This is a genomic window from Pseudomonas sp. RGM2987, assembly GCF_022952855.1.
GTDB lineage: Bacteria > Pseudomonadota > Gammaproteobacteria > Pseudomonadales > Pseudomonadaceae > Aquipseudomonas.
In genome coordinates this window covers 1-21,215 of record NZ_JALJDX010000154.1, presented here as the reverse complement: position 1 = coordinate 21,215, position 21,215 = coordinate 1, and the positions used below count along the sequence as shown (strand labels likewise).

The 21,215-nt window shown below is 61.8% G+C and carries 23 protein-coding genes; 9 read left to right on the top strand and 14 right to left on the bottom strand.

Going from position 1 to position 21,215, the window contains the following annotated elements; genetic code table 11:
* The first annotated feature begins 7 nt into the window (after positions 1-7).
* The 3 genes from prpC (at position 8) to prpF (ending at position 5,190) form a co-directional block, all read left to right on the top strand.
* Complete coding sequence (gene prpC, locus RGM2987_RS06480) at positions 8-1,135, top strand: 2-methylcitrate synthase (protein ID WP_245139289.1); 1,128 nt, start codon at positions 8-10, stop codon at positions 1,133-1,135.
* 200 nt (positions 1,136-1,335) lie between these two features.
* Entirely contained in the window at positions 1,336-3,927 is a 2,592-nt protein-coding gene (acnD, locus tag RGM2987_RS06475; protein WP_245139288.1) for a Fe/S-dependent 2-methylisocitrate dehydratase AcnD, read from the top strand.
* Positions 3,928-3,996: 69 nt separating this feature from the next.
* Positions 3,997-5,190 carry a 2-methylaconitate cis-trans isomerase PrpF gene (prpF, locus tag RGM2987_RS06470; RefSeq protein ID WP_245139287.1) on the top strand — a complete coding sequence of 398 codons (1,194 nt, stop codon included), beginning with the start codon at positions 3,997-3,999 and terminating at the stop codon, positions 5,188-5,190.
* 167 nt (positions 5,191-5,357) lie between these two features.
* Here the strand turns inward: prpF and RGM2987_RS06465 are convergent, their stop codons facing one another.
* The 10 genes from RGM2987_RS06465 to soxR form a co-directional block, all read right to left on the bottom strand.
* Entirely contained in the window at positions 5,358-6,263 is a 906-nt protein-coding gene (locus tag RGM2987_RS06465) for a zinc ABC transporter substrate-binding protein (RefSeq protein WP_245139286.1), read from the bottom strand.
* Entirely contained in the window at positions 6,264-7,163 is a 900-nt protein-coding gene (locus RGM2987_RS06460; protein WP_245139285.1) for a metal ABC transporter permease, read from the bottom strand.
* Positions 7,163-7,915 carry a metal ABC transporter ATP-binding protein gene (locus RGM2987_RS06455; RefSeq protein ID WP_245139284.1) on the bottom strand — a complete coding sequence of 251 codons (753 nt, stop codon included), beginning with the start codon at positions 7,913-7,915 and terminating at the stop codon, positions 7,163-7,165. The genes RGM2987_RS06460 and RGM2987_RS06455 overlap by 1 nt, the downstream gene beginning before the upstream one ends.
* Entirely contained in the window at positions 7,912-8,841 is a 930-nt protein-coding gene (locus tag RGM2987_RS06450; protein WP_245139283.1) for a zinc ABC transporter substrate-binding protein, read from the bottom strand. The genes RGM2987_RS06455 and RGM2987_RS06450 overlap by 4 nt, the downstream gene beginning before the upstream one ends.
* 35 nt (positions 8,842-8,876) lie before the next feature.
* Positions 8,877-9,452, bottom strand: a complete 576-nt coding sequence (locus RGM2987_RS06445) for a DUF6162 family protein (RefSeq protein ID WP_245139282.1) — start codon at positions 9,450-9,452, stop codon at positions 8,877-8,879.
* Positions 9,449-9,775 (bottom strand): hypothetical protein, encoded by a 327-nt coding sequence (locus tag RGM2987_RS06440; protein WP_245139281.1) that lies wholly within the window; start codon positions 9,773-9,775, stop codon positions 9,449-9,451. The genes RGM2987_RS06445 and RGM2987_RS06440 overlap by 4 nt, the downstream gene beginning before the upstream one ends.
* Entirely contained in the window at positions 9,772-10,314 is a 543-nt protein-coding gene (locus tag RGM2987_RS06435) for a thiamine pyrophosphate-binding protein (protein WP_245139280.1), read from the bottom strand. The genes RGM2987_RS06440 and RGM2987_RS06435 overlap by 4 nt, the downstream gene beginning before the upstream one ends.
* Positions 10,311-11,525: a PepSY domain-containing protein gene (locus tag RGM2987_RS06430; RefSeq protein ID WP_245139279.1), complete on the bottom strand. Its 1,215-nt coding sequence runs from the start codon at positions 11,523-11,525 to the stop codon at positions 10,311-10,313. Before RGM2987_RS06430 ends, RGM2987_RS06435 begins: the two co-directional genes overlap by 4 nt.
* 316 nt (positions 11,526-11,841) lie before the next feature.
* Positions 11,842-12,300 carry a VOC family protein gene (locus RGM2987_RS06425; RefSeq protein ID WP_245139278.1) on the bottom strand — a complete coding sequence of 153 codons (459 nt, stop codon included), beginning with the start codon at positions 12,298-12,300 and terminating at the stop codon, positions 11,842-11,844.
* A 105-nt stretch (positions 12,301-12,405) separates the two neighbouring features.
* On the bottom strand, positions 12,406-12,858 hold the full coding sequence (gene soxR, locus RGM2987_RS06420) for a redox-sensitive transcriptional activator SoxR (RefSeq protein WP_245139277.1): 453 nt from the start codon (positions 12,856-12,858) through the stop codon (positions 12,406-12,408).
* A gap of 95 nt (positions 12,859-12,953) precedes the next feature.
* Between soxR and RGM2987_RS06415 the strand changes: the two genes are divergently transcribed.
* From RGM2987_RS06415 to RGM2987_RS06395, 5 genes are all read left to right on the top strand, one after another.
* Positions 12,954-13,319 (top strand): antibiotic biosynthesis monooxygenase, encoded by a 366-nt coding sequence (locus RGM2987_RS06415; protein ID WP_245139276.1) that lies wholly within the window; start codon positions 12,954-12,956, stop codon positions 13,317-13,319.
* A gap of 116 nt (positions 13,320-13,435) precedes the next feature.
* Positions 13,436-13,702: a hypothetical protein gene (locus tag RGM2987_RS06410; RefSeq protein ID WP_245139275.1), complete on the top strand. Its 267-nt coding sequence runs from the start codon at positions 13,436-13,438 to the stop codon at positions 13,700-13,702.
* A gap of 102 nt (positions 13,703-13,804) precedes the next feature.
* Positions 13,805-14,419, top strand: coding sequence for a LysE family translocator (locus RGM2987_RS06405; protein WP_245139274.1), 615 nt, complete (start codon positions 13,805-13,807; stop codon positions 14,417-14,419).
* A 161-nt stretch (positions 14,420-14,580) separates the two neighbouring features.
* On the top strand, positions 14,581-15,747 hold the full coding sequence (locus tag RGM2987_RS06400; protein WP_245139273.1) for an aminotransferase class V-fold PLP-dependent enzyme: 1,167 nt from the start codon (positions 14,581-14,583) through the stop codon (positions 15,745-15,747).
* 48 nt (positions 15,748-15,795) lie between these two features.
* Positions 15,796-17,604 carry an aminopeptidase P family protein gene (locus RGM2987_RS06395; RefSeq protein ID WP_245139272.1) on the top strand — a complete coding sequence of 603 codons (1,809 nt, stop codon included), beginning with the start codon at positions 15,796-15,798 and terminating at the stop codon, positions 17,602-17,604.
* A 9-nt stretch (positions 17,605-17,613) separates the two neighbouring features.
* Here the strand turns inward: RGM2987_RS06395 and RGM2987_RS06390 are convergent, their stop codons facing one another.
* Positions 17,614-18,204: a 2-hydroxychromene-2-carboxylate isomerase gene (locus RGM2987_RS06390; RefSeq protein WP_245139271.1), complete on the bottom strand. Its 591-nt coding sequence runs from the start codon at positions 18,202-18,204 to the stop codon at positions 17,614-17,616.
* Positions 18,205-18,237: 33 nt separating this feature from the next.
* A complete protein-coding gene (locus RGM2987_RS06385; protein WP_245139270.1) occupies positions 18,238-18,966 on the bottom strand; it encodes an SDR family oxidoreductase in 729 nt (242 codons plus the stop codon).
* Between the two features lie 90 nt (positions 18,967-19,056).
* Between RGM2987_RS06385 and RGM2987_RS06380 the strand changes: the two genes are divergently transcribed.
* Positions 19,057-19,626, top strand: coding sequence for a TetR/AcrR family transcriptional regulator (locus RGM2987_RS06380; protein WP_245139269.1), 570 nt, complete (start codon positions 19,057-19,059; stop codon positions 19,624-19,626).
* Positions 19,627-19,632: 6 nt separating this feature from the next.
* Here RGM2987_RS06380 and RGM2987_RS06375 read toward each other — a convergent pair whose 3' ends face one another.
* Both RGM2987_RS06375 and rhtA read right to left on the bottom strand, forming a co-directional pair.
* A complete protein-coding gene (locus RGM2987_RS06375; protein ID WP_014337379.1) occupies positions 19,633-19,914 on the bottom strand; it encodes a hypothetical protein in 282 nt (93 codons plus the stop codon).
* 167 nt (positions 19,915-20,081) lie between these two features.
* Positions 20,082-20,969 (bottom strand): threonine/homoserine exporter RhtA, encoded by an 888-nt coding sequence (rhtA, locus tag RGM2987_RS06370; protein WP_245139268.1) that lies wholly within the window; start codon positions 20,967-20,969, stop codon positions 20,082-20,084.
* Positions 20,970-21,215 lie beyond the last annotated feature (246 nt).

Genomic DNA, 21,215 nt, shown 5'->3' with positions numbered 1-21,215 from the left:
ACAGCAAATGGCCGAAGCAAAAGTACTCAGTGGCGCCGGGCTCCGTGGCCAGGTGGCCGGGCAAACCGCATTGTCCACCGTAGGCCAGTCCGGTGCCGGCCTGACCTATCGCGGCTACGACGTTCGCGATCTGGCGGCTGATGCGCAATTTGAAGAAGTGGCTTACCTGCTGCTGTACGGCGAACTGCCGACCCAGGCGCAGTTGGATGCCTACACCGGCAAACTGCGCCAGCTGCGCGACCTGCCCCAGGCCCTGAAAGAAGTGCTGGAACGGATTCCCGCCGACGCCCACCCGATGGATGTGATGCGCACCGGCTGCTCGTTCCTCGGTAACCTGGAACCGGAGCAGGATTTTTCCCAGCAGCACGACAAGACCGACCGCCTGCTCGCCGCGTTCCCGGCGATCATGTGCTACTGGTACCGTTTCAGCCACGAAGGGCAGCGCATCGAGTGCGTGACCGACGAAGCATCCATCGGCGGCCATTTCCTGCACCTGCTGCACGGCAAGAAACCGAGCGAGTTGCACGTCAAGGTGATGAACGTGTCGCTGATCCTCTACGCCGAGCACGAATTCAACGCCTCGACCTTCACCGCCCGGGTCTGTGCCTCGACCCTGTCGGACCTGTTTTCCTGCATCACCGCCGCCATCGGTTCGCTGCGTGGCCCGTTGCACGGTGGCGCCAACGAAGCGGCGATGGAAATGATCGAACGCTTCGACTCGCCGGAAGCGGCGATCAAGGGCACCCTGGGCATGCTTGAGCGCAAGGACAAGATCATGGGCTTCGGCCACGCGATCTATAAGGACAACGACCCGCGCAACGAGGTGATCAAGGGCTGGTCGAAGAAGCTCGCCAATGAAGTCGGTGACACGGTGCTGTTCCCGGTTTCCGAAGCCATCGACAAGACCATGTGGGAGCAGAAGAAGCTGTTCCCCAACGCCGACTTCTACCATGCCTCGGCGTACCACTTCATGGGCATCCCGACCAAGCTGTTCACGCCGATCTTCGTCTGCTCGCGCCTGACCGGCTGGGCCGCCCACGTGTTCGAACAACGCGCCAACAACCGCATCATCCGCCCGAGCGCCGAATACACCGGCGTCGAACAGCGCAAGTTCGTGGCAATCGAACAACGCTGAGCTGGAGGGGCCCCGGCGTAGTCACTGAAGGAACCGCATCCCCTTGTGGGAGCGGGCTTGCTCGCGAAGGCGGCGTGTCAGGCGGCATTAATGTCAGCTGACACACCCCATTCGCGAGCAAGCCCGCTCCCACAGTAGACCGAGTTGACTTCAATAGCTGCGCCGCCCCTTCTGAAACCACCGTGACCCGAGTCCTGACGATGAACACAGAATTTCGCAAACCGCTGCCCGGCACTTCGCTGGATTATTTCGACGTTCGCGGGGCCGTGGAGGCCATCCGCCCTGGTGCCTATGATGGCCTGCCGTACACCTCCCGCGTGCTGGCGGAGAACCTGGTGCGTCGCTGCGACCCGGCCACGCTGAACGAGTCGCTGCTGCAACTGATCGAGCGCAAGCGTGACCTGGACTTCCCGTGGTTTCCAGCGCGGGTGGTCTGCCATGACATCCTCGGCCAGACCGCACTGGTGGACCTGGCCGGCCTGCGTGACGCCATTGCCCAGCAGGGCGGCGATCCGGCCCAGGTCAACCCGGTGGTGCCGACCCAACTGATCGTCGACCACTCGTTGGCGGTGGAAAGCGGCGGTTTCGATCCCCAGGCGTTCGCCAAGAACCGCGCCATCGAAGACCGGCGCAACGAAGACCGTTTCCACTTCATCAACTGGACCAAGAAAGCCTTCAAGAACGTCGACGTGATTCCGCCGGGCAATGGGATCATGCACCAGATCAACCTGGAAAAAATGTCCCCGGTGATCCAGCAACGCGACGGCGTGGCATTCCCCGACACCTGCGTCGGCACCGACAGCCATACCCCCCACGTCGATGCCCTTGGCGTGATCGCCATCGGCGTTGGCGGCCTGGAAGCTGAAAGCGTCATGCTCGGTCGCGCGTCGTGGATGCGCCTGCCGGAAATCGTCGGCGTCGAACTGACTGGCAAGCTGCAACCGGGCATCACCGCCACCGACATGGTGCTGGCGCTGACCGAATTCCTGCGCAAGCAGAAAGTCGTCGGTGCCTGGCTGGAGTTCTTCGGCGAAGGCGCCCGCGCCCTGACCCTGGGCGACCGCGCGACCATCTCCAACATGGCCCCGGAATACGGCGCCACCGCAGCAATGTTCCATATCGACCAGCAAACCATCGACTACCTGAAACTCACCGGCCGCGAAGATACTCAGGTGCAGTTGGTGGAAACCTATGCCAAGCAGGTCGGCCTGTGGGCTGACAGCCTTCAAGGCGCGCAGTACGAGCGTGGCTTGACCTTCGATCTGTCCTCGGTGGTGCGTAACATGGCCGGCCCGAGCAACCCGCACGCCCGCGTCGCGGTTTCGGATCTGGCCGCCAAGGGGATCTCCGGTCAGTGGGACGATGTGCCGGGGCAAATGCCCGATGGCGCAGTGATCATCGCCGCGATCACCAGCTGCACCAACACCAGCAATCCGCGCAACGTGATCGCCGCCGGCCTCTTGGCGCGCAACGCCAATCGCCTGGGCCTGGCCCGCAAGCCGTGGGTCAAGTCGTCCCTGGCACCGGGTTCGAAAACCGTGGCGCTGTACCTGGATGAAGCCGGCCTGACCACCGAGTTGGAGCAACTGGGCTTCGGCGTGGTGGCGTTTGCCTGCACCACCTGCAACGGTATGTCCGGCGCGCTGGACCCGGTGATCCAGCAGGAAATCATCGACCGCGACCTGTACGCCACTGCCGTGCTGTCAGGTAACCGCAACTTCGACGGACGCATCCACCCGTACGCTAAGCAGGCGTTCCTCGCTTCGCCGCCGCTGGTGGTGGCCTACGCCATTGCCGGGACCATTCGCTTCGACATCGAGAAGGATGTGCTGGGCGTGGTGGACGGTCGGGAAATCCGTCTCAAGGACATCTGGCCGAGCGACGAAGAAATCGAAGCCGTGGTCAAGGCTTCGGTGAAACCGGAGCAATTCCGCCAGGTGTACATCCCGATGTTCGCCATCCAGGAAGACACCGGGCCGAAAGTCACGCCGCTGTACGAGTGGCGCCCGCAAAGTACCTACATCCGTCGTCCGCCTTACTGGGAAGGCGCATTGGCCGGTGCGCGGCCGCTCAAGGGCATGCGCCCGCTGGCGGTGCTGCCGGACAACATCACCACCGACCACTTGTCGCCGTCCAACGCCATCATGCTCGACAGCGCCGCCGGTGAGTACTTGGCGAAAATGGGCCTGCCGGAAGAGGACTTCAACTCCTACGCCACCCACCGGGGCGACCACCTGACCGCCCAGCGTGCGACCTTTGCCAACCCGAAACTGTTCAACGAAATGGTCCAGGAAAACGGCAAGGTCAAGCAGGGCTCGCTGGCGCGGGTCGAGCCGGAAGGCAAGGTCATGCGCATGTGGGAGGCCATCGAAACCTACATGGAGCGCAAGCAACCGCTGATCATCATCGCCGGTGCCGACTACGGCCAGGGTTCGTCCCGCGACTGGGCGGCCAAGGGCGTACGCCTGGCCGGTGTCGAAGCGATTGCCGCCGAAGGTTTCGAGCGTATCCACCGCACCAACCTGGTGGGCATGGGCGTGTTGCCGCTGGAGTTCCTGCCCGGCACCAATCGCAAGACCCTGGGCATCGACGGCAGCGAAATCTATGACGTGATCGGAGAACGTACGCCTCGGGCGACGCTGACTTTGGTCATCACTCGCAAGAACGGCGAGCGCGTCGAAGTGCCGGTGACCTGCCGCCTCGACACCGCCGAAGAAGTGTCGATCTACGAAGCCGGCGGCGTGTTGCAGCGTTTCGCCCAGGACTTCCTCGAATCGGCGGTAGCCGTTTAAATCCGTCAGGCGGCCAGGGATGAATGAATCCTTCGGTCGCCTGCTTTTGCGTCAAGGAGTAAGAGCACCATGGCTCACTCGCCTCAAATCAAGATCCCCGCCACTTATATGCGTGGCGGCACCAGCAAAGGCGTGTTCTTCAGCCTGCTGGACCTGCCCGAAGCGGCTCGCGTGCCCGGTCCGGCGCGTGATGCCTTGTTGCTTCGGGTGATCGGCAGTCCCGATCCGTACGAGAAGCAGATCGACGGCATGGGCGGCGCGACGTCCAGCACCAGCAAGACTGTGATCCTGTCCAAGAGCACCCGGGCCGACCACGACGTCGACTACCTGTTCGGCCAGGTGTCCATCGACAAGCCGTTCGTGGACTGGAGTGGCAACTGCGGCAACCTGTCGGCGGCGGTGGGTTCGTTCGCCATCAGCAGCGGCCTGGTGGATGCCAGTCGTATCCCGCAGAACGGCGTGGCCGTGGTGCGGATCTGGCAAGCGAACATCGGCAAGACCATCATCGCCCATGTGCCGATTACCGACGGTGCGGTGCAGGAAACCGGTGATTTCGAACTCGACGGGGTGACCTTTCCGGCGGCCGAAGTGCAGCTGGAGTTTCTGGATCCGGCGGCTGACGAGGAGGGCGCTGGCGGTTCGATGTTCCCCACCGGCAACCTGGTGGACGACCTGGACGTGCCCGGTGTCGGCGTGCTCAAGGCGACGCTGATCAATGCGGGAATCCCGACCATCTTCGTCAATGCCCGGGACATCGGCTACACCGGCACCGAATTGCAAGGGGCCATCAACGGTGATCCCAAGGCGCTGGCGATGTTCGAGACCCTCCGCGCTCACGGCGCGTTGCGCATGGGCTTGATCAAACACCTGGACGAAGCTGCCCAGCGCCAGCACACGCCGAAAGTGGCGTTTGTCGCGCCGCCGGCGGACTATGTTTCATCCAGCGGCAAAGCTGTAGCGGCGAGCGATGTCGACCTGCTGGTGCGGGCGCTGTCCATGGGCAAGCTGCACCACGCCATGATGGGCACGGCCGCGGTTGCGATCGGCACGGCGGCGGCGATTTCCGGCACCCTGGTGAATCTGGCAGCCGGCGGCACCGAGCGCAACGCCGTGCGCTTCGGCCACCCGTCCGGCACCCTGCGGGTCGGCGCCGAAGCCAGCCAGGTCAACGGCGAATGGACCGTGAACAAAGCCATCATGAGCCGTAGCGCGCGGGTGTTGATGGAAGGGGTGGTGCGAGTGCCCGCGGATGTCCTGAGCTGAGGCCCCTTTAATCCTGTGGGCGCTGGCTTGGAGCTGTAGTCAAGCCTCGCCCCAGTCCCCTGTGGGAGCGAGCTTGCTCGCGAAGAGGCCCGCACATTCGGCATTGATGTTGGCTGACACATCGCCTTCGCGAGCAAGCTCGCTCCCACATTTATGGTTATGCGCTTCTATCGTTCCCCAGTAAGCGCCGCGACGACCCGCCCAACATTCCCCTCCAACTCCGCCACCGGATCCGCGCTGTCGGTGTTCAACACCAGCAACCGGCTACCGCCCTCGGTGATGGCCGCCCTCACTGCCTCCGAAGGTTGCCGATGGTGCAGCACCAGCGCCACGTCGTTGTCTTTCAGGGTGGTGGTCAGTTGCTTGAGGGCTTCGGCGGTCCATTCGGCCTCGGGCCGGGCATCGGTGCTGATGCCGTTCAGATTGAGCCCGCTGATCAAGTAGCCCAAGTGCTCGCTCAGGCTGAAGACGCTCAGGTTATCGGCGCCGGCAAGCTGCTTTTCGCTGTCGGCGCTGAGTTTGAGCAGGCGTTGCTTGAGGGCCGCCAGGTTGGCCTCGATCTTCGGCTTGGCCGTCGGAGCCAGGCGCACCAGGTCGGCCGCAATAACATCGGCCATGCGCCCCAGGTTATGGCTGGCCATCCACGGCTGGCTCGCCAGGCCGTCGGCCATGCCCGGTTGTAGGGCGATGCCGGGCAGGGCGCCGTCCACCGGGCGTGCGGCATCCACTTCGACGATGCGGATATTGCTGCGCCGGGCCATGGGGTACAGCGGGTCGTCCGGCCACAGCGAGCGCAGGCCAATCACCGCGTCGGCCTCAGCGGCCAGTTTGCCCAGGGCTGGCGCACCGCGGCCGCTGAAATAGGCGCTCTGGCGGGTGCCCGGCAGGTTGGCCGGTGCTGCCCGTTCCAGGCTGACGGCGGTGTCCTTGAGCAGGATTTCACTCAAGCCATAGGTGACCGGCAGCGAGGCCAGCAGACGCACCGGGCGGTTGCCATCGGCGGCGAATGAAGGGGCACTCAGCACGCCGCACAGGGCCACGACCGAAGCCAGTTGTCGCAATGAAAAAACCATTTATCCAAGATTCCCTTTGAGGCTGGGGACGATCCCGCGAGCGATAGCGGCGAGGGCGAAGGCGATACCGGCCACCAGAATGATTGCGGCACCGGACGGGATCGGCAGGTCGAACACGATCGGCGCGAGAATTCCGCACAAAGTGCTGACGGTGGCTATCAATACCGAACACCAGAAAAACCCTTTCAACGACTGGCTGAGCAGACGCGCCGCCGCGGCCGGAATCACCAGCAGTGCACCCACCAGGATTGCGCCGATGACCTTCACCGCCGCCACGGTGATCAACGTCACCAGGATCACGAACAGGTAGTCCAGGGTTTTCACCGCAACGCCGCGCACCGCCGCCAGTTGCGGATTGAAGCTGGCGAGCATGATGCGGTTGTACAGCGGCAACGCCAGGGCCATCACCAACGAACCCACCACGGCCAGCACCAGCAGGTCGTTGCCATTGACCGTCAGCACCGAGCCAAACAGCACGTTCTCGAGGATGTGCACGTTGATCTTGCCCGCCAGGATCAACAGCAGACTGGCGCCCAGGGCCAGGGACACCGAAAGAAACACGCCAATCAGCGTATCCGGTGCCAGGCCCGTGCGGTTGCGCAAGTAATTGAGCAGGATTCCGAACAGCAGGCAGTAGCCGAACAGGCTGCCGTACGGCCCGGTATAGGGTTCGCCCAGCAGGATGCCGATGGCCACGCCGGTCAGCGCCGCATGCCCCACCGCCTCGGAGAAAAACGCAAAGCGCTTGACCACCACCAGCGTGCCGAGGCCGCCCAGTACCGGGCCGATCAGCAGCCCGGCCAGCAGCGCGTTGACCACGAACCCATAGGCCAGCGCCTCGGGCAGGTAACCGGACGAGGCCCAGCCCTGGACCATCAAGCGAAAAGCTTCATAACTCATCAGGCCACGCTCCCGTTCGTCCGTGGATGGGTTGAGAACAGCGACAGCAAGCGCTCCGGGGTCAACGTCTGGCGCGGCGGGCCGTCGAACAGCACCCGGCGGTTCAGGCCGGTGACACGGTCCGCCAGGCGCCCGACGGCCTCCAGGTCATGTTCGATCCACAGCACGCTGATTCCGGCCTGGCGCCAATCCTGCAACAGGCGCTCGAACACCTGGATGCCGGCCTCGTCAAGCGCCGACATCGGTTCGTCCAGCACCAGCAATCGGGGTGACGGAATCAAGCCTTGGGCGAGCAGCACGCGTTGGCGCTCGCCACCCGACAGGGCGCCCATGCGTCGCTTGCGTTTGTCCTGCATGCCGACCCGCTCCAGGGCCGCGCCGATGGCACCTGCATAGTGTTTGCTCAAGCCGAGAAAGGCCGGACGCCGCTGACACATCGCCGCCATGAAATCATCCACGGTCATGGGCAGGCCCCGGTCGAACTCCAGTGCCTGGGGCACGTAACCGATGACACCGAGTTCATCCGGCCATTGCAGGCTCAGTTTCCCCTGGTGCGGCATCTGACCGAGCAGGGTCTTGATCAACGAACTCTTGCCGCCGCCGTTGGGGCCCACCAGTGCATGGATGCTGCCGGGCTCCACCTGGAACGTCACGTTGTCGAGAATGGTGGTGCGGCCCAGGGTCAGGCTGACGCCGGCAAACTCGATCGAAGGCCCGGCGGCCTGCCGGGTGAGGGTTTGCTGGATGGTCATGCGCCGGACTCCTGGATCGCCCGGACCACGGTGTCGAGGTTGCCGGTCATCTCCTTTTCATACTTTTCGGCGCTGTAGTCGCCGTAGGAAATGTGTGACAGCGGGTAGAGTTTCACCCCCGATTCACGCTGGATCGTGTCGACGTAGGTAGAAGGAAAGTCCATCTCCGAGAAGATCACTTTCACGTCCAGCTCCCGCAGTTGGTCGATGGTTTTCTTCAACTGACTGGGGCTCGGTTCGATGCCGTGGGCCGGTTCCACCACGGCGGTGACCTCCAGGCCGAACTCGCGCAACAGATAGTCGTAAGCGGCATGCACTGTCGCCACCCGCAGCTCGGCATTGGGCGCCTGGGTCAGTTTCGCCAGGGCGGCGGCGCGCATCTGCCGCAGGCGCTTGCCGTAGGCGCGGGCGTTCTGGGTGTAGACCTTGGCGTTATCCGGATCGAGCTTGCCCAGCTCGCGAGCGATGTTGTTGACCTGGGCGATGGAGGCGCTGATCGACAGGAACGTGTGTGGATTCACGACCTTGCCCGCGCCGCGGGCGGCAGTGCCGGTGGCGGCCAGCAAGGGCACGTTCTCGTTGGCCTCGATGACTTTCACGTTCGGGGTTTCGCTGGCGGCGATCATGCGGTCGGCGAAATCGTCGTGGCCCACGCCGTTGAGCACGATCACGTCGAGCCCACCGATGCGCTTGATGTCTTCGGCCCGGGGCTCGTAGGCATGGGGGTTGAAACCGGCCGGGATCAGCGGCACCACCTCGGCCTTGTCACCGACGATATTCGCCACGTAGCTGTAATAAGGATGCAGGGTGATGCCGATGCGCAGGCGCTTGGCAGTTTCGGCACTGGCCTGGGCCGTGAACAGGCAGGCCAGGAGGCTGATCAGCAGCAGGCGCAGTAAAGGTCGGCGTTGAGATGCAATAGACATGGGCGCAGGGGCTTCTCTCGAATGAAGGCGTGGGTTCAGTGGCGGTGCTGGCGGGTTACGCCCGCATCGAACTGCGCAACGATTTGCTGCCAGCCGGCGGCAGACAACGCGGCGTCGTCCAGCGCGCTGGGGACGGCGATGGAGGTGCCACGGTTAAGCCAGATGTCCGGCGCTGCGTCGGACGTTTCGCTTACGCGCATCAGAAACGAACCGGCAACGGACGGCTCTGCACTCGCTCCGAAGTAGGCCTTTTCCTGAAGCAGCTGCCAGGCGTGTCCGCCGCGACTAATGGCACTGGCATCCTGCGCGAACGGGGCAAAGCCTTCGTCAGCCAGGGTTTGCGGGGTGGGCACGGACTGTTGCTCTGCGCGCAGCAGGCGGATTTCATCCAGGGTCACCCGCAGGTCCGCATAGATGCCCTGTTCGGCGGCGCTGAGATCGCGGCGCGCGTCGAGTTGGTTCGAGGCCAGGTGAGCGGTGTCTTCGGCTTTACCGTGCCAGGCCACCACGGTCCCGGACACCAGCCCGATGACCAGGCACAGCAGCAATACATATAGGGTTTCATGACCGGCACCGGCGGGGCGGATGACTTGGGTGGTGGGGCTGTTCATGGGGCCTCGATGTCGGCTTGGTCGATTTCCACCACGTGGCCGGGGCCGGCGTCGAAGAGCACGTAGAATTCGGCGTTGGGTTTCTTGAAGGTCAGGGTCGAATCGGCGCCGAGCTTGCCGGGCACCAGGATGGTTTCGTCATAGCCGATCACGTCCAGGGTCACGCCGGGCGCGCCGCTGCCGTCGGAGAACCCTCCGGTGCATTGGATCTGCTCGGCATCGATGGCCTTGCATTGGCACATCGGGTTATGCGCCAGGGCGCTCGTGCTGAAACCGGCGCAGAGCAGCAGTGCCACGCTGTTGAGGAAGGCGCGGGAGGTCATGGTCGGGTTCCTTGGTTATTCAGCCAGTCGACGGTAGCCGGGGAGGCCTGACTGAGGGGAATGGAAGCCTGGTGCATCGAGCCGTCCCAGCCTTCAAGGGTTATCCACAGGTCGGCGTCGGACGGGGTCTTTTGCGGCACCGGCAGCAAAGCGCTCATGCGATAGGGCGAGCCAAAGAAAATCACCCCGGCGGTCCGCAGGCTGCGGGGCTTGCCGATGCGCAGGTAGGTCGCCTTGACCTCACCGATGCAGCGTTGGCACAGGGCGGCGTTGAAGTGCTTCATATACCCGGCTGGACCATCCAGGCGTGGCGCTTCGTTGCGAAACTCGGCCAGGCGCAGGCTCCATGGTCCCACCTGGACCTCGCCGATCTCGCGCTCCCCAAGCCCGGCATCGCCACGAAACAATGCCGCTTCGGAAAAATACTTGGGCATGAAGCCCAGGGGGATCAACAACAGCAGCACGTTGAGGTGAAAGCGCCATTTGTGCCAGAACTGGCCCAGGCGGGACGGAGGCGAGGTGGTGTTTGAAGGAATCACAGGCTGCCCTCCGATGTTTCGCGCTGGATGGACGGCTGCAATGGCCGTGCAACCGGGGTTTCACGGACGGGTTTCTGGCTGCGCTTGAAGGCGTTGGCGGTGGCGAGCGCCGTGCGCTTGGTCCAGATCAGCAAACCGCTGAGGACCATCATGCTCAGGAGCAAACCGAAGAAGAACCAGATGAGCTTGATCCACAGGCCGCCGAAATCCCCGGTGTGCAGCGGGCGCATGGATTCGGTGACGAACTCCAGTGCCGTTCGGTCCGACAGCAGCCGTGAAGCGGCCACGTCACCGTTGTAGGGATTGATGGTGGCGGTCTGGAACATCAGCGGGTACCAACCGCGCCCGCCGATTTGCAGATGGCTGTAGGCATTGCTGGGCAGGCTGACGAAGCTCGCCTCCAACCCCGGGATGCGTTGCTGGGCAATATCGATGGCCCGGTCCAGGTTCAGGATGGGTGGCGCAGTGCCATTGGCCGACAAGGGAACGCTCTCGCGGGCGACCACTGGAATGACTGGCTCGCTGGAGATGGAGATCTGGTTATCGCCCAGCAAGGCCTGGATCAGGAACCAGGTTCCGGTGATGGAGATGACCGCGATGAACCAGATCGACCAGATGCCGCTGAGCCGATGGAAATCGCCCCAGAAGATCCGCGCACCGTGGCGAATCCGCAGGGTAGGACGCAGGAAGCCTTTCCAGAATCGCTTGTAGACCACCAGCCCGGTGATCAGTGACGCCAGCAGCGGCAGTCCGAGGAACGACACCAGGTACCAGCCCCAGCTGTAGCCATTGGTGAACGGCACCAACCACCAGCCATGCAGGGCGCGAGTGAAGGCCTGGAAGTTGAATGTCGGCGCCGAGCCCTGGATGACGCCGCTGTAGGGATTGACATAGACCGTGTCGGGCCGGCCGTCAGGGTAGGTCACGCCGACCTCCAGGGCAAAATGCGACTCGTCCGGACGGACAATACTTTGCACCTGGGTTTGCGGCTGGGCTTGTTTGATGGCGGCAATGACCTGGTCGTAGCTGAGCAGTGGCGCATCGTCCGACGGCTGGCTGGCGCGCATGTCGGGGTTGGCCAGCCAGACGATCTCCTGGCTGACGACCGCGAGGGTGCCGGTGACGCACACGATGAGCACGAAAAACCAGATGGGCAACGCCAGCCAGCTATGAACCAGGAACCAGAGTTTGGAGCGGGACTTCTTCGACATGATTGAGCGTCTTGATTCGATGAAAGGTTCCGTATTACGGGCTTCGCAACACCGTGAACCCTGGAAAAACCGGCCGTGGCTTTTGCCGACGCGGCCTGCTGCATCTAATTAAGACGAACGAGAAGTGAAAATCCCGAAGGGAAAGATGAAAGAAAATGTTTCGCGTTTACCAATTGTTTTTTTTGTGGCGAGGGAGCTTGCTCCCGCTGGGGCGCGAAGCGGCCCTGGATTTTTAACCCAGACGATGGAAACCATTGGGGCTGCTCCGTAGCCCAGCGGGAGCAAGCTCCCTCGCCACAACGGCTTCGTCGTCAGGCTAGCCCTGCTGAAACATTTCCCTGGCTCGCTGCTCGATCTGTTCCTGGGTCAGGTCTTCCTTGTGTGTCGCCAGGAACCACACGTGCCCATAGGGATCTTTCAGGGTGCCGGTGCGATCGCCATAAAACTGGTCCTTCACCTCGGAGATGACCGTGCCGCCGGCTGCAATCGCCTGGGCGTAGGCGCTGTCAACGTCCTCGACATATAAATGCAGGCCCACCGACGGCGAGGTGTCGGGGTTGCTCAACGGGCCTTGATCGCACGGCGTGCCGAGCATGATCGGGAAGCCGTTGATTCGCAGCTCGGCGTGCCCGACGCCGCCATCGGGCATGGCCAGGCGCATGACCTCGGTGGCATTGAAGGCTTTTTTGTAGAAGTCGATGGCCTCGGCGGCCTTCTGAATGCCCAGATAGGGCGTGATGTTATGGAAACCTTCGGGAATGGCTTTGACGCCCATGACGTTTCTCCTTGTTGTTATGGGTGGCGAAGGGTGTCTTCGTCAACTTGCGTCCATCCACTATAGGGCAGTCGCCCTGTACCGGTCCGCGCGCCGACGAACGTCCTACGGCGGGTCCAGCAGATGAGCGCCAGGCCCGCGTTCTCCCAGCACGTCGCCCTGGTTGCGCAGCGGACACGCTTGCATCGACAGGCATCCGCAGCCGATGCAACCGTTGAGTCGATCGCGCAGGGCCATTAACTGATTGATGCGCTCGTCCAGCTCCCGGCTCCATTGTGTCGACAAGTTCGCCCAGTTGGCGGCCGTTGGGGCGCGGTTGTCCGGCAGGGTTTTCAGCGCCTCGCCGATGTCCGCCAAGGGAATGCCCAGGCGCTGGGCGACCTTGATCAGCGCTACCCGGCGCAACACGCCCCGTGGATAACGCCGTTGGTTGCCTTGGTTGCGGGTGCTTTTGATCAGTCCCTTGGATTCGTAAAAGTGCAGCGCCGTGACCGCTACGCCGCTGCGGGCGGCCACTTGGCCAACGGTAAGCTCCTTGTGAACATCAATCTGTGCCATCGCTGCATTCACCGCTTGACCTTGACTTAACTAGAGGTTTTACCCTGCACGCTTTCGGATCGCAAGATCCGTCCTACTTGCATCGGGGACTCTTCATGCAATCGCCTAGGAACAATCGCAGCTTCACCCAGTTGATGGACTTCGACATCGAGCCCCAATGGCAACAGGCGTTGGTCACGGCCCTGTCGGAGCAGAACGAACGCCTGGCCCGGGATCACCAGGGTTTCCTGAGCGCCAGTATCCAGGTCAGCGAGGACGGACGGCGGGTACTCAATTACTTGCAATGGCACAGCCGCGAGTCGGGCGAAGCGGCGTTACGCAGCTTTGAAAACGGCCAGCAGGACTTCTGGCGACTGCTTCAGGTCCACCGGGCCAAAGCCGTGACGTTTGGCTCATTCCAAGTGCTGCGCAACATCGAGCGCAGCCCGGACAATGCCTTGCACTGCCAGTTGGTCTGTTAAGCGCAACGGCTGATCCAACGAGGCAATACCTACTATTGAGAGGGTTGATTTCTGCACTGCGGGGCCGGCGGGTAGCCTTTGTTCATCGCCCCACTTCAGAGCCGAGGACACCCGCCATGAACCGTATATTCGCTGTTTTGCTGTTGTTGACCGCTGCCGTCTTGAGCGGCTGCGCCAGTTCTTCCCCTGAACTGCGTCCCTACACCGCCGATGAAACCCGCGAACTGGCCCTGGAAGCCTTGAACCGCCGGGGCCTGTCGTTCGACGAATACCACGCCAAGAAGGTCGAATTGCTCGGAACTGCCGAGAAAAACGTCGGTTTCGACGATCGTGGCGAGATGAGCGCCGAACAGGCCGCTCCACAACCCGGCCGTTCGAGCTGAGGGACTGTACCGCTCGAAGTTTTGCCTAACTGTCCATGGGTTTGCGCCAGGACGTCGGGTAGGGTCGTGACTTGACCGACTGCCCCGATGGATTGCCCTGCCATGAACCTCTCGCTCGACCTTTTGCTGGGCTTCGCCCTGTTTGCCCTGGTGACCTCGATTACGCCTGGCCCGAACAACACCATGTTGTTGGCCTCGGGGGTGAATTTCGGTTTCAACCGCACCATCCCGCATATGCTGGGTATTACCTGCGGGTTCTTTTCCCTGGTGCTGGCGGTGGGCCTTGGCCTGGGCGCGGTGTTCCAGGCCTACCCGTTGCTCTACACCGCGCTGCGCTATATCGGCGCCGCTTACTTGCTGTACCTGGCGTGGAAAATCGCCCACTCCGGCCCGGTCGGTGATAGCCAGCCCGGGGACCATACGCCGATCAGCTATTGGGGCGCGGCGGCCTTCCAGTGGGTCAATCCCAAGGCGTGGATCATGGCCATCGGTGCCATCAGTACCTACACGCCGCTCCAGGGTTATTTCGTCAATGTGGTGGTGATCGCGGCGGTGTTCGCGTTGATCAACCTGCCAAGCGTCAGCCTTTGGGTCGTCTGCGGCACGCTGTTGCGCAACCTGCTGCGTGATCGCCGCTGGCTGCGCTTGTTCAACTGGGGCATGGCGTTACTGCTGGTCGCCTCGTTGTATCCGTTGTTGCTCGAAAGCATCAAGTGAGGGCTGAGCTTCGACGCGATGCCTGCTAAGCTCGCTGTTCAGGAGCGTTCCTACGCACTTTTAAACGAAGTTCGACTTCTTTAAGGTCTTTGATCAGGTCATGCCAGTCTCGAATTCAACGAGGGCGCCTGGTCCCGGAGCAGGCTCTGCGAGTGTCCCCCATGAATAAACGTCCTTTATATTTCGACTACGCCGCCACCACGCCGGTGGATGAGCGGGTCATCCAGGTCATGGTCGAGTGTCTGGGCTTTGACGGCAATTTCGGTAACCCAGCCTCCAGCTCCCATGCCTTTGGCCAGGAGGCGCGACGCTCGGTGGAGCGCGCCCGCCAGCAGGTGGCGCAATTGGTCGGCGCCCAGGCGGGGGAAATCGTCTGGACCTCCGGCGCCACCGAGTCCAATAACCTGGCCCTCAAAGGGGTGGCCCAGGCGCGCAATGGCTCCGGCGGCCATGTCATTACCAGCCTGATCGAACACAAGGCGATTCTCGATACGGCCCGGCAACTCGAAGACAGTGGTGTTGCGGTGACCTGGCTGGCGCCGGACGCCCAGGGACTGATCAGTCCGCAAGCGGTTCGCGAGGCCCTGCGCGAAGACACCTTCCTGGTGTCGCTGATGCTGGTAAACAATGAGCTGGGCACCGTCAATGATGTGGTCGCCATCGGTGAGATCGTTCGCCGGCACGGTGCGCTGTTCCATGTGGATGCAGCCCAAGGCGCCGGAAAGGTGAAGATCGACCTGGCCCAGTGGCCGGTGGACCTGATGTCTTTTTCCGCCCACAAGATCTACGGCCCCAAGGGGATCGGGGCGCTTTACGTTGGCGAGCGAGCCCGGCCGCGACTGTCGGCGCAGATTCATGGCGGAGGCCATGAAGGCGGCTTGCGCTCCGGAACCCTGGCGACCCACCAGATCGCGGCCATGGGCGCTGCCTTCGAACTGGCCGCCCAGGCTTTCGATGAAGAATTCGCTAAAATCGACCGGTTACGCAATCGTTTGCTGCAGCCACTGCTGGCACTGCCCGGGGTATGTATAAATGGTTGTGCGACCCGACGAATTCCTCATACCTTGAGCCTCACGTTTCACGAAGGTGAGTTCAACCCAGCGGCATTGGGCGCTTCGATTGCATTTTCCGCGACTTCGGCTTGCAATTCGGCGCATAACACCCCGTCGCATGTATTGCTGGCCCTGGGGCTCGACGCACGAGCGGCGGGGCGGACCATTCGTTTGAGTCTGGGCCGCTTTACCACTGAACCGGATATCGATGAGGCGGTGCGCTTGATCAAGGCGGCGTGTGCCACTGCGCCGGCGTTCTGGGCCACTACCTCCTAGGCCGAGTGTTCTCGGCACCGCACAGCACTATAAATAGCAGGAGAAATGATGAGCACCGAGCCTTTGACCCATGGACTGGTTCCCCAACGCCTGGCCCGTATCCGCCAACTGATGAGTCGCGAGGGCATCCATGCGCTGCTGGTGCCGTCAGCCGACCCACACTTGTCGGAATACTTGCCTGGCTATTGGCAAGGCCGGCAGTGGCTGTCGGGTTTCCATGGCTCGGTGGGTACCTTGATCGTGACCGGCGACTTTGCTGGAGTCTGGGCCGACAGTCGTTATTGGGAGCAGGCCACCAAGGAATTGGAAGGCAGTGGCATTGAACTGGTCAAGCTCATTCCAGGCCAACCCGGTCCATTGGACTGGCTCGCCGAACAGACCCCTGAGGGTGGCGTGGTGGCGGTCGATGGTGCGGTGATGGCCGTGGCCTCGGCCCGAACCCTGCGCGGCAAGCTGCAAGAGCGGGGCGCGCGGTTGCGTACCGACATCGATCTGCTCCAGGAAGTCTGGACTGATCGCCCGAGCCTGCCAGATCAGCCGGTCTATGCGCATCAAGCGCCTCAGGCCACCGTCAACCGGACCGAAAAACTCGCCAAACTGCGCGAAGTTCTCAAGGAGCGCGGCGCCGATTGGCATTTTATCGCCACGCTGGATGACATCGCCTGGCTGTTCAACTTGCGTGGTGCAGACGTTTCGTTCAACCCGGTGTTTGTCTCCTTTGCCTTGATCAATCAACAACAGGCGACGTTGTTCGTGGCGCTGGACAAGGTGGACGCTGCGCTGCGCGACGTTCTCCAACAGGACGGCGTGACCCTGCGCGACTACAACGAAGCGGCCGCCGCGTTACGCCAGGTGCCGGACGGTGCCAGCTTGTTGGTGGATCCGGCGCGGGTCACGGTTGGTTTGCTGGATAACCTGGGCAGTGGCGTGAAGCTGGTGGAAGGGCTTAACCCGACGACGCTGGCCAAGTCGCGCAAAAGCCTGGCCGACGCCGAGCATATCCGTCGCGCCATGGAGCAGGACGGCGCAGCGCTTTGTGAATTTTTCGCCTGGCTGGAAAGCGCCTGGGGCCGCGAGCGCATCACCGAGCTGACCATCGATGAACACCTGACCGCCGCTCGCATGCGCCGGCCGGATTTTGTGTCCCTGAGCTTCAATACCATCGCCGCATTCAATGCCAATGGTGCAATGCCGCATTACCACGCCACCGAAGAGGCCCATGCGGTCATCGAAGGCGATGGCTTGTTGCTGATCGATTCCGGCGGCCAGTACCTCGGCGGCACCACGGACATTACCCGCATGGTGCCGGTGGGAACACCTACCGACGAGCAGAAGCGTGATTGCACTCGCGTGCTCAAAGGGGTGATTGCCCTGTCCCGGGCCCGATTCCCTCGGGGAATCCTCTCGCCGTTGCTCGATGCTATCGCTCGCGCACCGATCTGGGCTGAGCAAGTGGATTACGGACATGGCACCGGCCACGGTGTAGGGTATTTCCTCAACGTCCACGAAGGTCCGCAGGTGATTGCCTATCAGGCTGCTGCTGCGCCGCAGACCGCGATGCAAGCGGGCATGATCACCTCCATCGAACCGGGCACCTATCGTCCCGGTCGCTGGGGCGTGCGGATTGAGAACCTGGTATTGAACCGTGAGGCGGGCAGCAGCGAGTTCGGCGAGTTCCTCGAGTTTGAAACCCTGACTCTATGCCCGATCGACACCCGCTGCCTGGAATCCTCTTTGCTGACCCAAGACGAAAAGGACTGGTTCAATGCCTATCACGCCGAGGTTCAGCGTCGACTGAGCCCGTTGCTGGACGGCGCCGCCCTGCAATGGCTGAACCAGCGGACAGCGGCCATCTGACAAAAGGGATCAGGCCAGGGCTTCACGGACGAAGTCCAGCCGGTCCTGGCCGAAATACAATTCATCGCCGACGAACATGCTCGGCGCGCCGAATACCCCGCGCTTGATGGCTTGCTCTGTGGCTGCCTTGAGGGCTTCCTTGACTTGCTCGTCGGCGGTCAATGCCAGCACCGATCCCGGGTCGAAACCGCTTTCGCTCAGCACCGCCGCCACTGTCGCCGGATCATTGAGGTTACGCGCGTCCACCCACAGGGCGCGGAACAGGCAATCGATGAAAGCCTCGAAACGTTCAGGATGGCGCAACTGCATGCCGGTGACCGCGCGCATCAGCGTCAGCGTATTGATGGGGAAGTGTGGGTTGAACCTGAAAGCAACGCCGTAGCGCTGGGCGAAGCGATTGAGGTCCTTGAACATGTAAGGACCTTTGGCGGGGATGGTCGCCGGGGACGCATTGCCAGTCGCCTTGAAAACCCCACCTAGCAGCATTGGCCGGTAGATCAGCTGACTGTTGGTTTGTGCGCAAAGTCCGGGCAGCTGGGTGTAGGCCAGGTAAGTGGTCGGACTGCCGAGATCGAAGAAAAACTCCACTGATTTGCTCATGGCATCTGCTCTCTTATTGTTTTGATGATGGGCTTACCAGCGCTCGTTCCAGGGACGCAGGTCCAGTTCAAAGGTCCAGGCGTCACGAGGTTGGCTGTGCAGGTACCAATAATTGTCGGCAATGTGTTCGGGATTGAGGATGCCGTCTTCTTCCTTGGTTGCATATTTTTCCGGAAAGTTGTCGCGGATGAAGTCGGTGTCGATGGCACCGTCCACGACGACGTGGCCGACATGAATATTCATCGGCCCCAGTTCGCGAGCCATACTCTGGGCCAATGCACGAATACCGTGCTTGGCGCCTGCGAATGCAGCGAACCCGGATGCACCGCGTAATCCTGCTGTCGCTCCGGTAAACAGAATCGTCCCGCGCTGGCGCTTGACCATGCGCTTGGCCACTTCCCGGGCGTTGAGAAAACCCGAGAAGCAGGCCATCTCCCAGATCTTGAAATATTTACGTGCGGTTTCTTCGAGGATGCTGCAGGGGACGTTGGCGCCGATGTTGAACACGAAGGCTTCAATCGGCCCGACCTGGCTTTCGATCTGTTCGATCAGCGCGATGACGTCGTCTTCTTTGCGTGCATCGCAGGCGAATCCGTGGGCTTCGCCGCCCTGGGCGCGGATGCTATCGACCAGCGGCTGGAGTTTGTCGGCGCTGCGACGGGTCACGCAGGCGATAAAACCTTCCTGGGCGAAACGTTTGGCAATCGCTCCACCGGTGGCATCGCCGGCACCCACGACCAGTACGACCTTCTTGTTATTCATGATTCGCCTCATTGGTAAACGATCGTTTGCCAAACGGACGTTATGCTAAGATCCGGCAAGCGTCAAGGTGAGCGAATCAGAGGCAGGACTATGCGTTATTCAGCCAATCACAAAATGGAAACCCGCGAAAAATTGCTGGCGAGCAGTGCTGTGTCTGCGAAAAAATCGGGATTTTCCACGGTGGGTGTCGACGGCCTGATGAAGGCGATCGGGTTAAGTGGCGGAGCGTTCTACAGCCACTTTTCATCCAAGGACGAATTATTCAAGGCCATTGTCGAGCGGGAGTTGGCCCACAGCCTGGATCGCTTGAGTGGCGAGGGCGTCATGGACTCGGCGAAGCTTGAGCGCTGTCTCAGGCAATACCTGAGCATGAGTCACGTCGAGCAGCCTGAGGCAGGATGTGCGTTGCCCGTGCTGGGAGCGGAAATCGCGCGTTCGGATCAGCAAGTGAGGGAAGTGGCGCAAACCTGGATCTGTCGCCTGCATGAAGGGTGGGCGCAGATATTGGGAAGCGACAGCCTGGCTTGGACCATCCTGTCGCAGTGCGTCGGGGCGTTGGTCGTTGCGCGGATGCTGGTGACGCCTGAGATCCAGCGTGACGTGCTCAAATCCAACCACGACGAGATCCGTCGCCGAATGGCTGAACAGCCGCTTGGTTAAGGTGGCTTATTTGCAGATGACGATCATGCTGCGACTGGTGTAGCCGGCCGGGTTGAGCCCGAAGGGATAATCCCCTGGCTCCTCGACGGCATCTCCGGATTTGGCAATGACTTTGTAGCCCTTGGGGGCGCATGAGTTGGCGGCGCTGGCGGCGCACTGGTCCCAGGATGAGGACAGGCCGGAGCAGTTGATGTGAAGACCTTTTTTACCGCGCTTGACTTCGGTTTTCGATGTCGCCGCGCAGCCTGCGACGGCAAGTACGGCGATCAGTATCAAAATTCGTTTCATTCCCATCCTTATAACCGTCGTGGATCTCATGTCCACGTACGATTGTGCTCGCTCTTGCTTGAAGCGTTCATGACGTCCTGTATGAAAAATCCATGTGTGCCATTGGGTTACCGACCTAAACATGGCCTAAATGCGCGACAAATGCCAGAGCTTCGTTAAATCCTGCTTCAATCTGCCGCGACGGCCGGCTTCGCGGCGCTGCCCATGGTCAGCGTTGCGCCTACCGAGGCGAGGATGATGCAGATGATGGCGGACCATTGGGCGAATGACAGGTACTCCTGAAGGAACACCAGTCCCGACAAAGCACCGATTGCCGGTTCGATACTCATCAGGGTTCCAAAGGTACGGGCTGGCATCCGTGTCAGGGCAATCATTTCCAGGGTATAGGGTAGGGCGGTAGACAGGATGGCGACGCCGATCGCAACAGGGATCAGGCTGGGTGTGAGTAGCGCGGCCCCCGCATGGACGATACCGATAGGCGCGACGAACAGGGCGGCGATCATTACTCCCAGTGCTGCGGTCTGGACACCATTGTCCGCTCCGGCCTTCTGGCCGAACAGAATGTACAGTGCCCAACAGACGCCGGCAGCCAATGCATAGCCGGCCCCGACCAGATCGAGGCTGGCGCTGGTGGCACCAGTGGGAATCAACAGAATCAGTCCCATCACGGCCAGGGCAATCCACACGAAATCGATTGCCCGGCGCGAAGCATAAATGGCGACTGCCAGAGGCCCTGTGAACTCCAGCGCCACCGCGATTCCCAGCGGAACAGTGCGCAGTGACATATAGAAGAGGAAGTTCATGCCCCCTAGTGCCAATCCGTAAACGATTACGGTGCGCAGGGACTGGGCTGTCAGCTTGGCGCGCCAGGGGCGCAACAATATGAGCATGATCATGCTGGCAAATATCAGCCGTAAGGTCGTGGTGCCTTGCGGACCTACGACGGGAAACATGCTTTTGGCGAGGGACGCGCCTGACTGGATGGAGGCCATGGCTATTATCAGCAGGGCAACCGGGTACAACGAGGATGCCAGGCTGCGATGTGGGGGATTCATTACGCTGAGTCGTCCAGATAAGGCAGATTGAGTTGAGCAATATATTGCTCACCTGGAGCGCTTCCGTCTATATAGCCGCAGGAATTTAAGCCCACGGTCGCTATCTGATAGAAAAACAGAATTAAGGGTTGACGGCAGATTTCAGGTGTCTATAATTCGCCCCACTTCCGGCGCAGTCGAAACGGAAAACTCCTTGAGATTCAACGAGTTGCGATGTTTTCGACAGCGACCTGCTTCAGTTCATCG

Bases quoted from the DNA above. Each gene is read 5' to 3' on its own strand.
- prpC (WP_245139289.1), top strand. From the start codon at position 8: ATGGCCGAAGCAAAAGTACTCAGTGGCGCCGGGCTCCGTGGCCAGGTG.
- acnD (WP_245139288.1), top strand. From the start codon at position 1,336: ATGAACACAGAATTTCGCAAACCGCTGCCCGGCACTTCGCTGGATTAT.
- prpF (WP_245139287.1), top strand. From the start codon at position 3,997: ATGGCTCACTCGCCTCAAATCAAGATCCCCGCCACTTATATGCGTGGC.
- RGM2987_RS06465 (WP_245139286.1), bottom strand. From the start codon at position 6,263: ATGGTTTTTTCATTGCGACAACTGGCTTCGGTCGTGGCCCTGTGCGGC.
- RGM2987_RS06460 (WP_245139285.1), bottom strand. From the start codon at position 7,163: ATGAGTTATGAAGCTTTTCGCTTGATGGTCCAGGGCTGGGCCTCGTCC.
- RGM2987_RS06455 (WP_245139284.1), bottom strand. From the start codon at position 7,915: ATGACCATCCAGCAAACCCTCACCCGGCAGGCCGCCGGGCCTTCGATC.
- RGM2987_RS06450 (WP_245139283.1), bottom strand. From the start codon at position 8,841: ATGTCTATTGCATCTCAACGCCGACCTTTACTGCGCCTGCTGCTGATC.
- RGM2987_RS06445 (WP_245139282.1), bottom strand. From the start codon at position 9,452: ATGAACAGCCCCACCACCCAAGTCATCCGCCCCGCCGGTGCCGGTCAT.
- RGM2987_RS06440 (WP_245139281.1), bottom strand. From the start codon at position 9,775: ATGACCTCCCGCGCCTTCCTCAACAGCGTGGCACTGCTGCTCTGCGCC.
- RGM2987_RS06430 (WP_245139279.1), bottom strand. From the start codon at position 11,525: ATGTCGAAGAAGTCCCGCTCCAAACTCTGGTTCCTGGTTCATAGCTGG.
- RGM2987_RS06425 (WP_245139278.1), bottom strand. From the start codon at position 12,300: ATGGGCGTCAAAGCCATTCCCGAAGGTTTCCATAACATCACGCCCTAT.
- soxR (WP_245139277.1), bottom strand. From the start codon at position 12,858: ATGGCACAGATTGATGTTCACAAGGAGCTTACCGTTGGCCAAGTGGCC.
- RGM2987_RS06415 (WP_245139276.1), top strand. From the start codon at position 12,954: ATGCAATCGCCTAGGAACAATCGCAGCTTCACCCAGTTGATGGACTTC.
- RGM2987_RS06410 (WP_245139275.1), top strand. From the start codon at position 13,436: ATGAACCGTATATTCGCTGTTTTGCTGTTGTTGACCGCTGCCGTCTTG.
- RGM2987_RS06405 (WP_245139274.1), top strand. From the start codon at position 13,805: ATGAACCTCTCGCTCGACCTTTTGCTGGGCTTCGCCCTGTTTGCCCTG.
- RGM2987_RS06400 (WP_245139273.1), top strand. From the start codon at position 14,581: ATGAATAAACGTCCTTTATATTTCGACTACGCCGCCACCACGCCGGTG.
- RGM2987_RS06395 (WP_245139272.1), top strand. From the start codon at position 15,796: ATGAGCACCGAGCCTTTGACCCATGGACTGGTTCCCCAACGCCTGGCC.
- RGM2987_RS06390 (WP_245139271.1), bottom strand. From the start codon at position 18,204: ATGAGCAAATCAGTGGAGTTTTTCTTCGATCTCGGCAGTCCGACCACT.
- RGM2987_RS06385 (WP_245139270.1), bottom strand. From the start codon at position 18,966: ATGAATAACAAGAAGGTCGTACTGGTCGTGGGTGCCGGCGATGCCACC.
- RGM2987_RS06380 (WP_245139269.1), top strand. From the start codon at position 19,057: ATGCGTTATTCAGCCAATCACAAAATGGAAACCCGCGAAAAATTGCTG.
- RGM2987_RS06375 (WP_014337379.1), bottom strand. From the start codon at position 19,914: ATGAAACGAATTTTGATACTGATCGCCGTACTTGCCGTCGCAGGCTGC.
- rhtA (WP_245139268.1), bottom strand. From the start codon at position 20,969: ATGAATCCCCCACATCGCAGCCTGGCATCCTCGTTGTACCCGGTTGCC.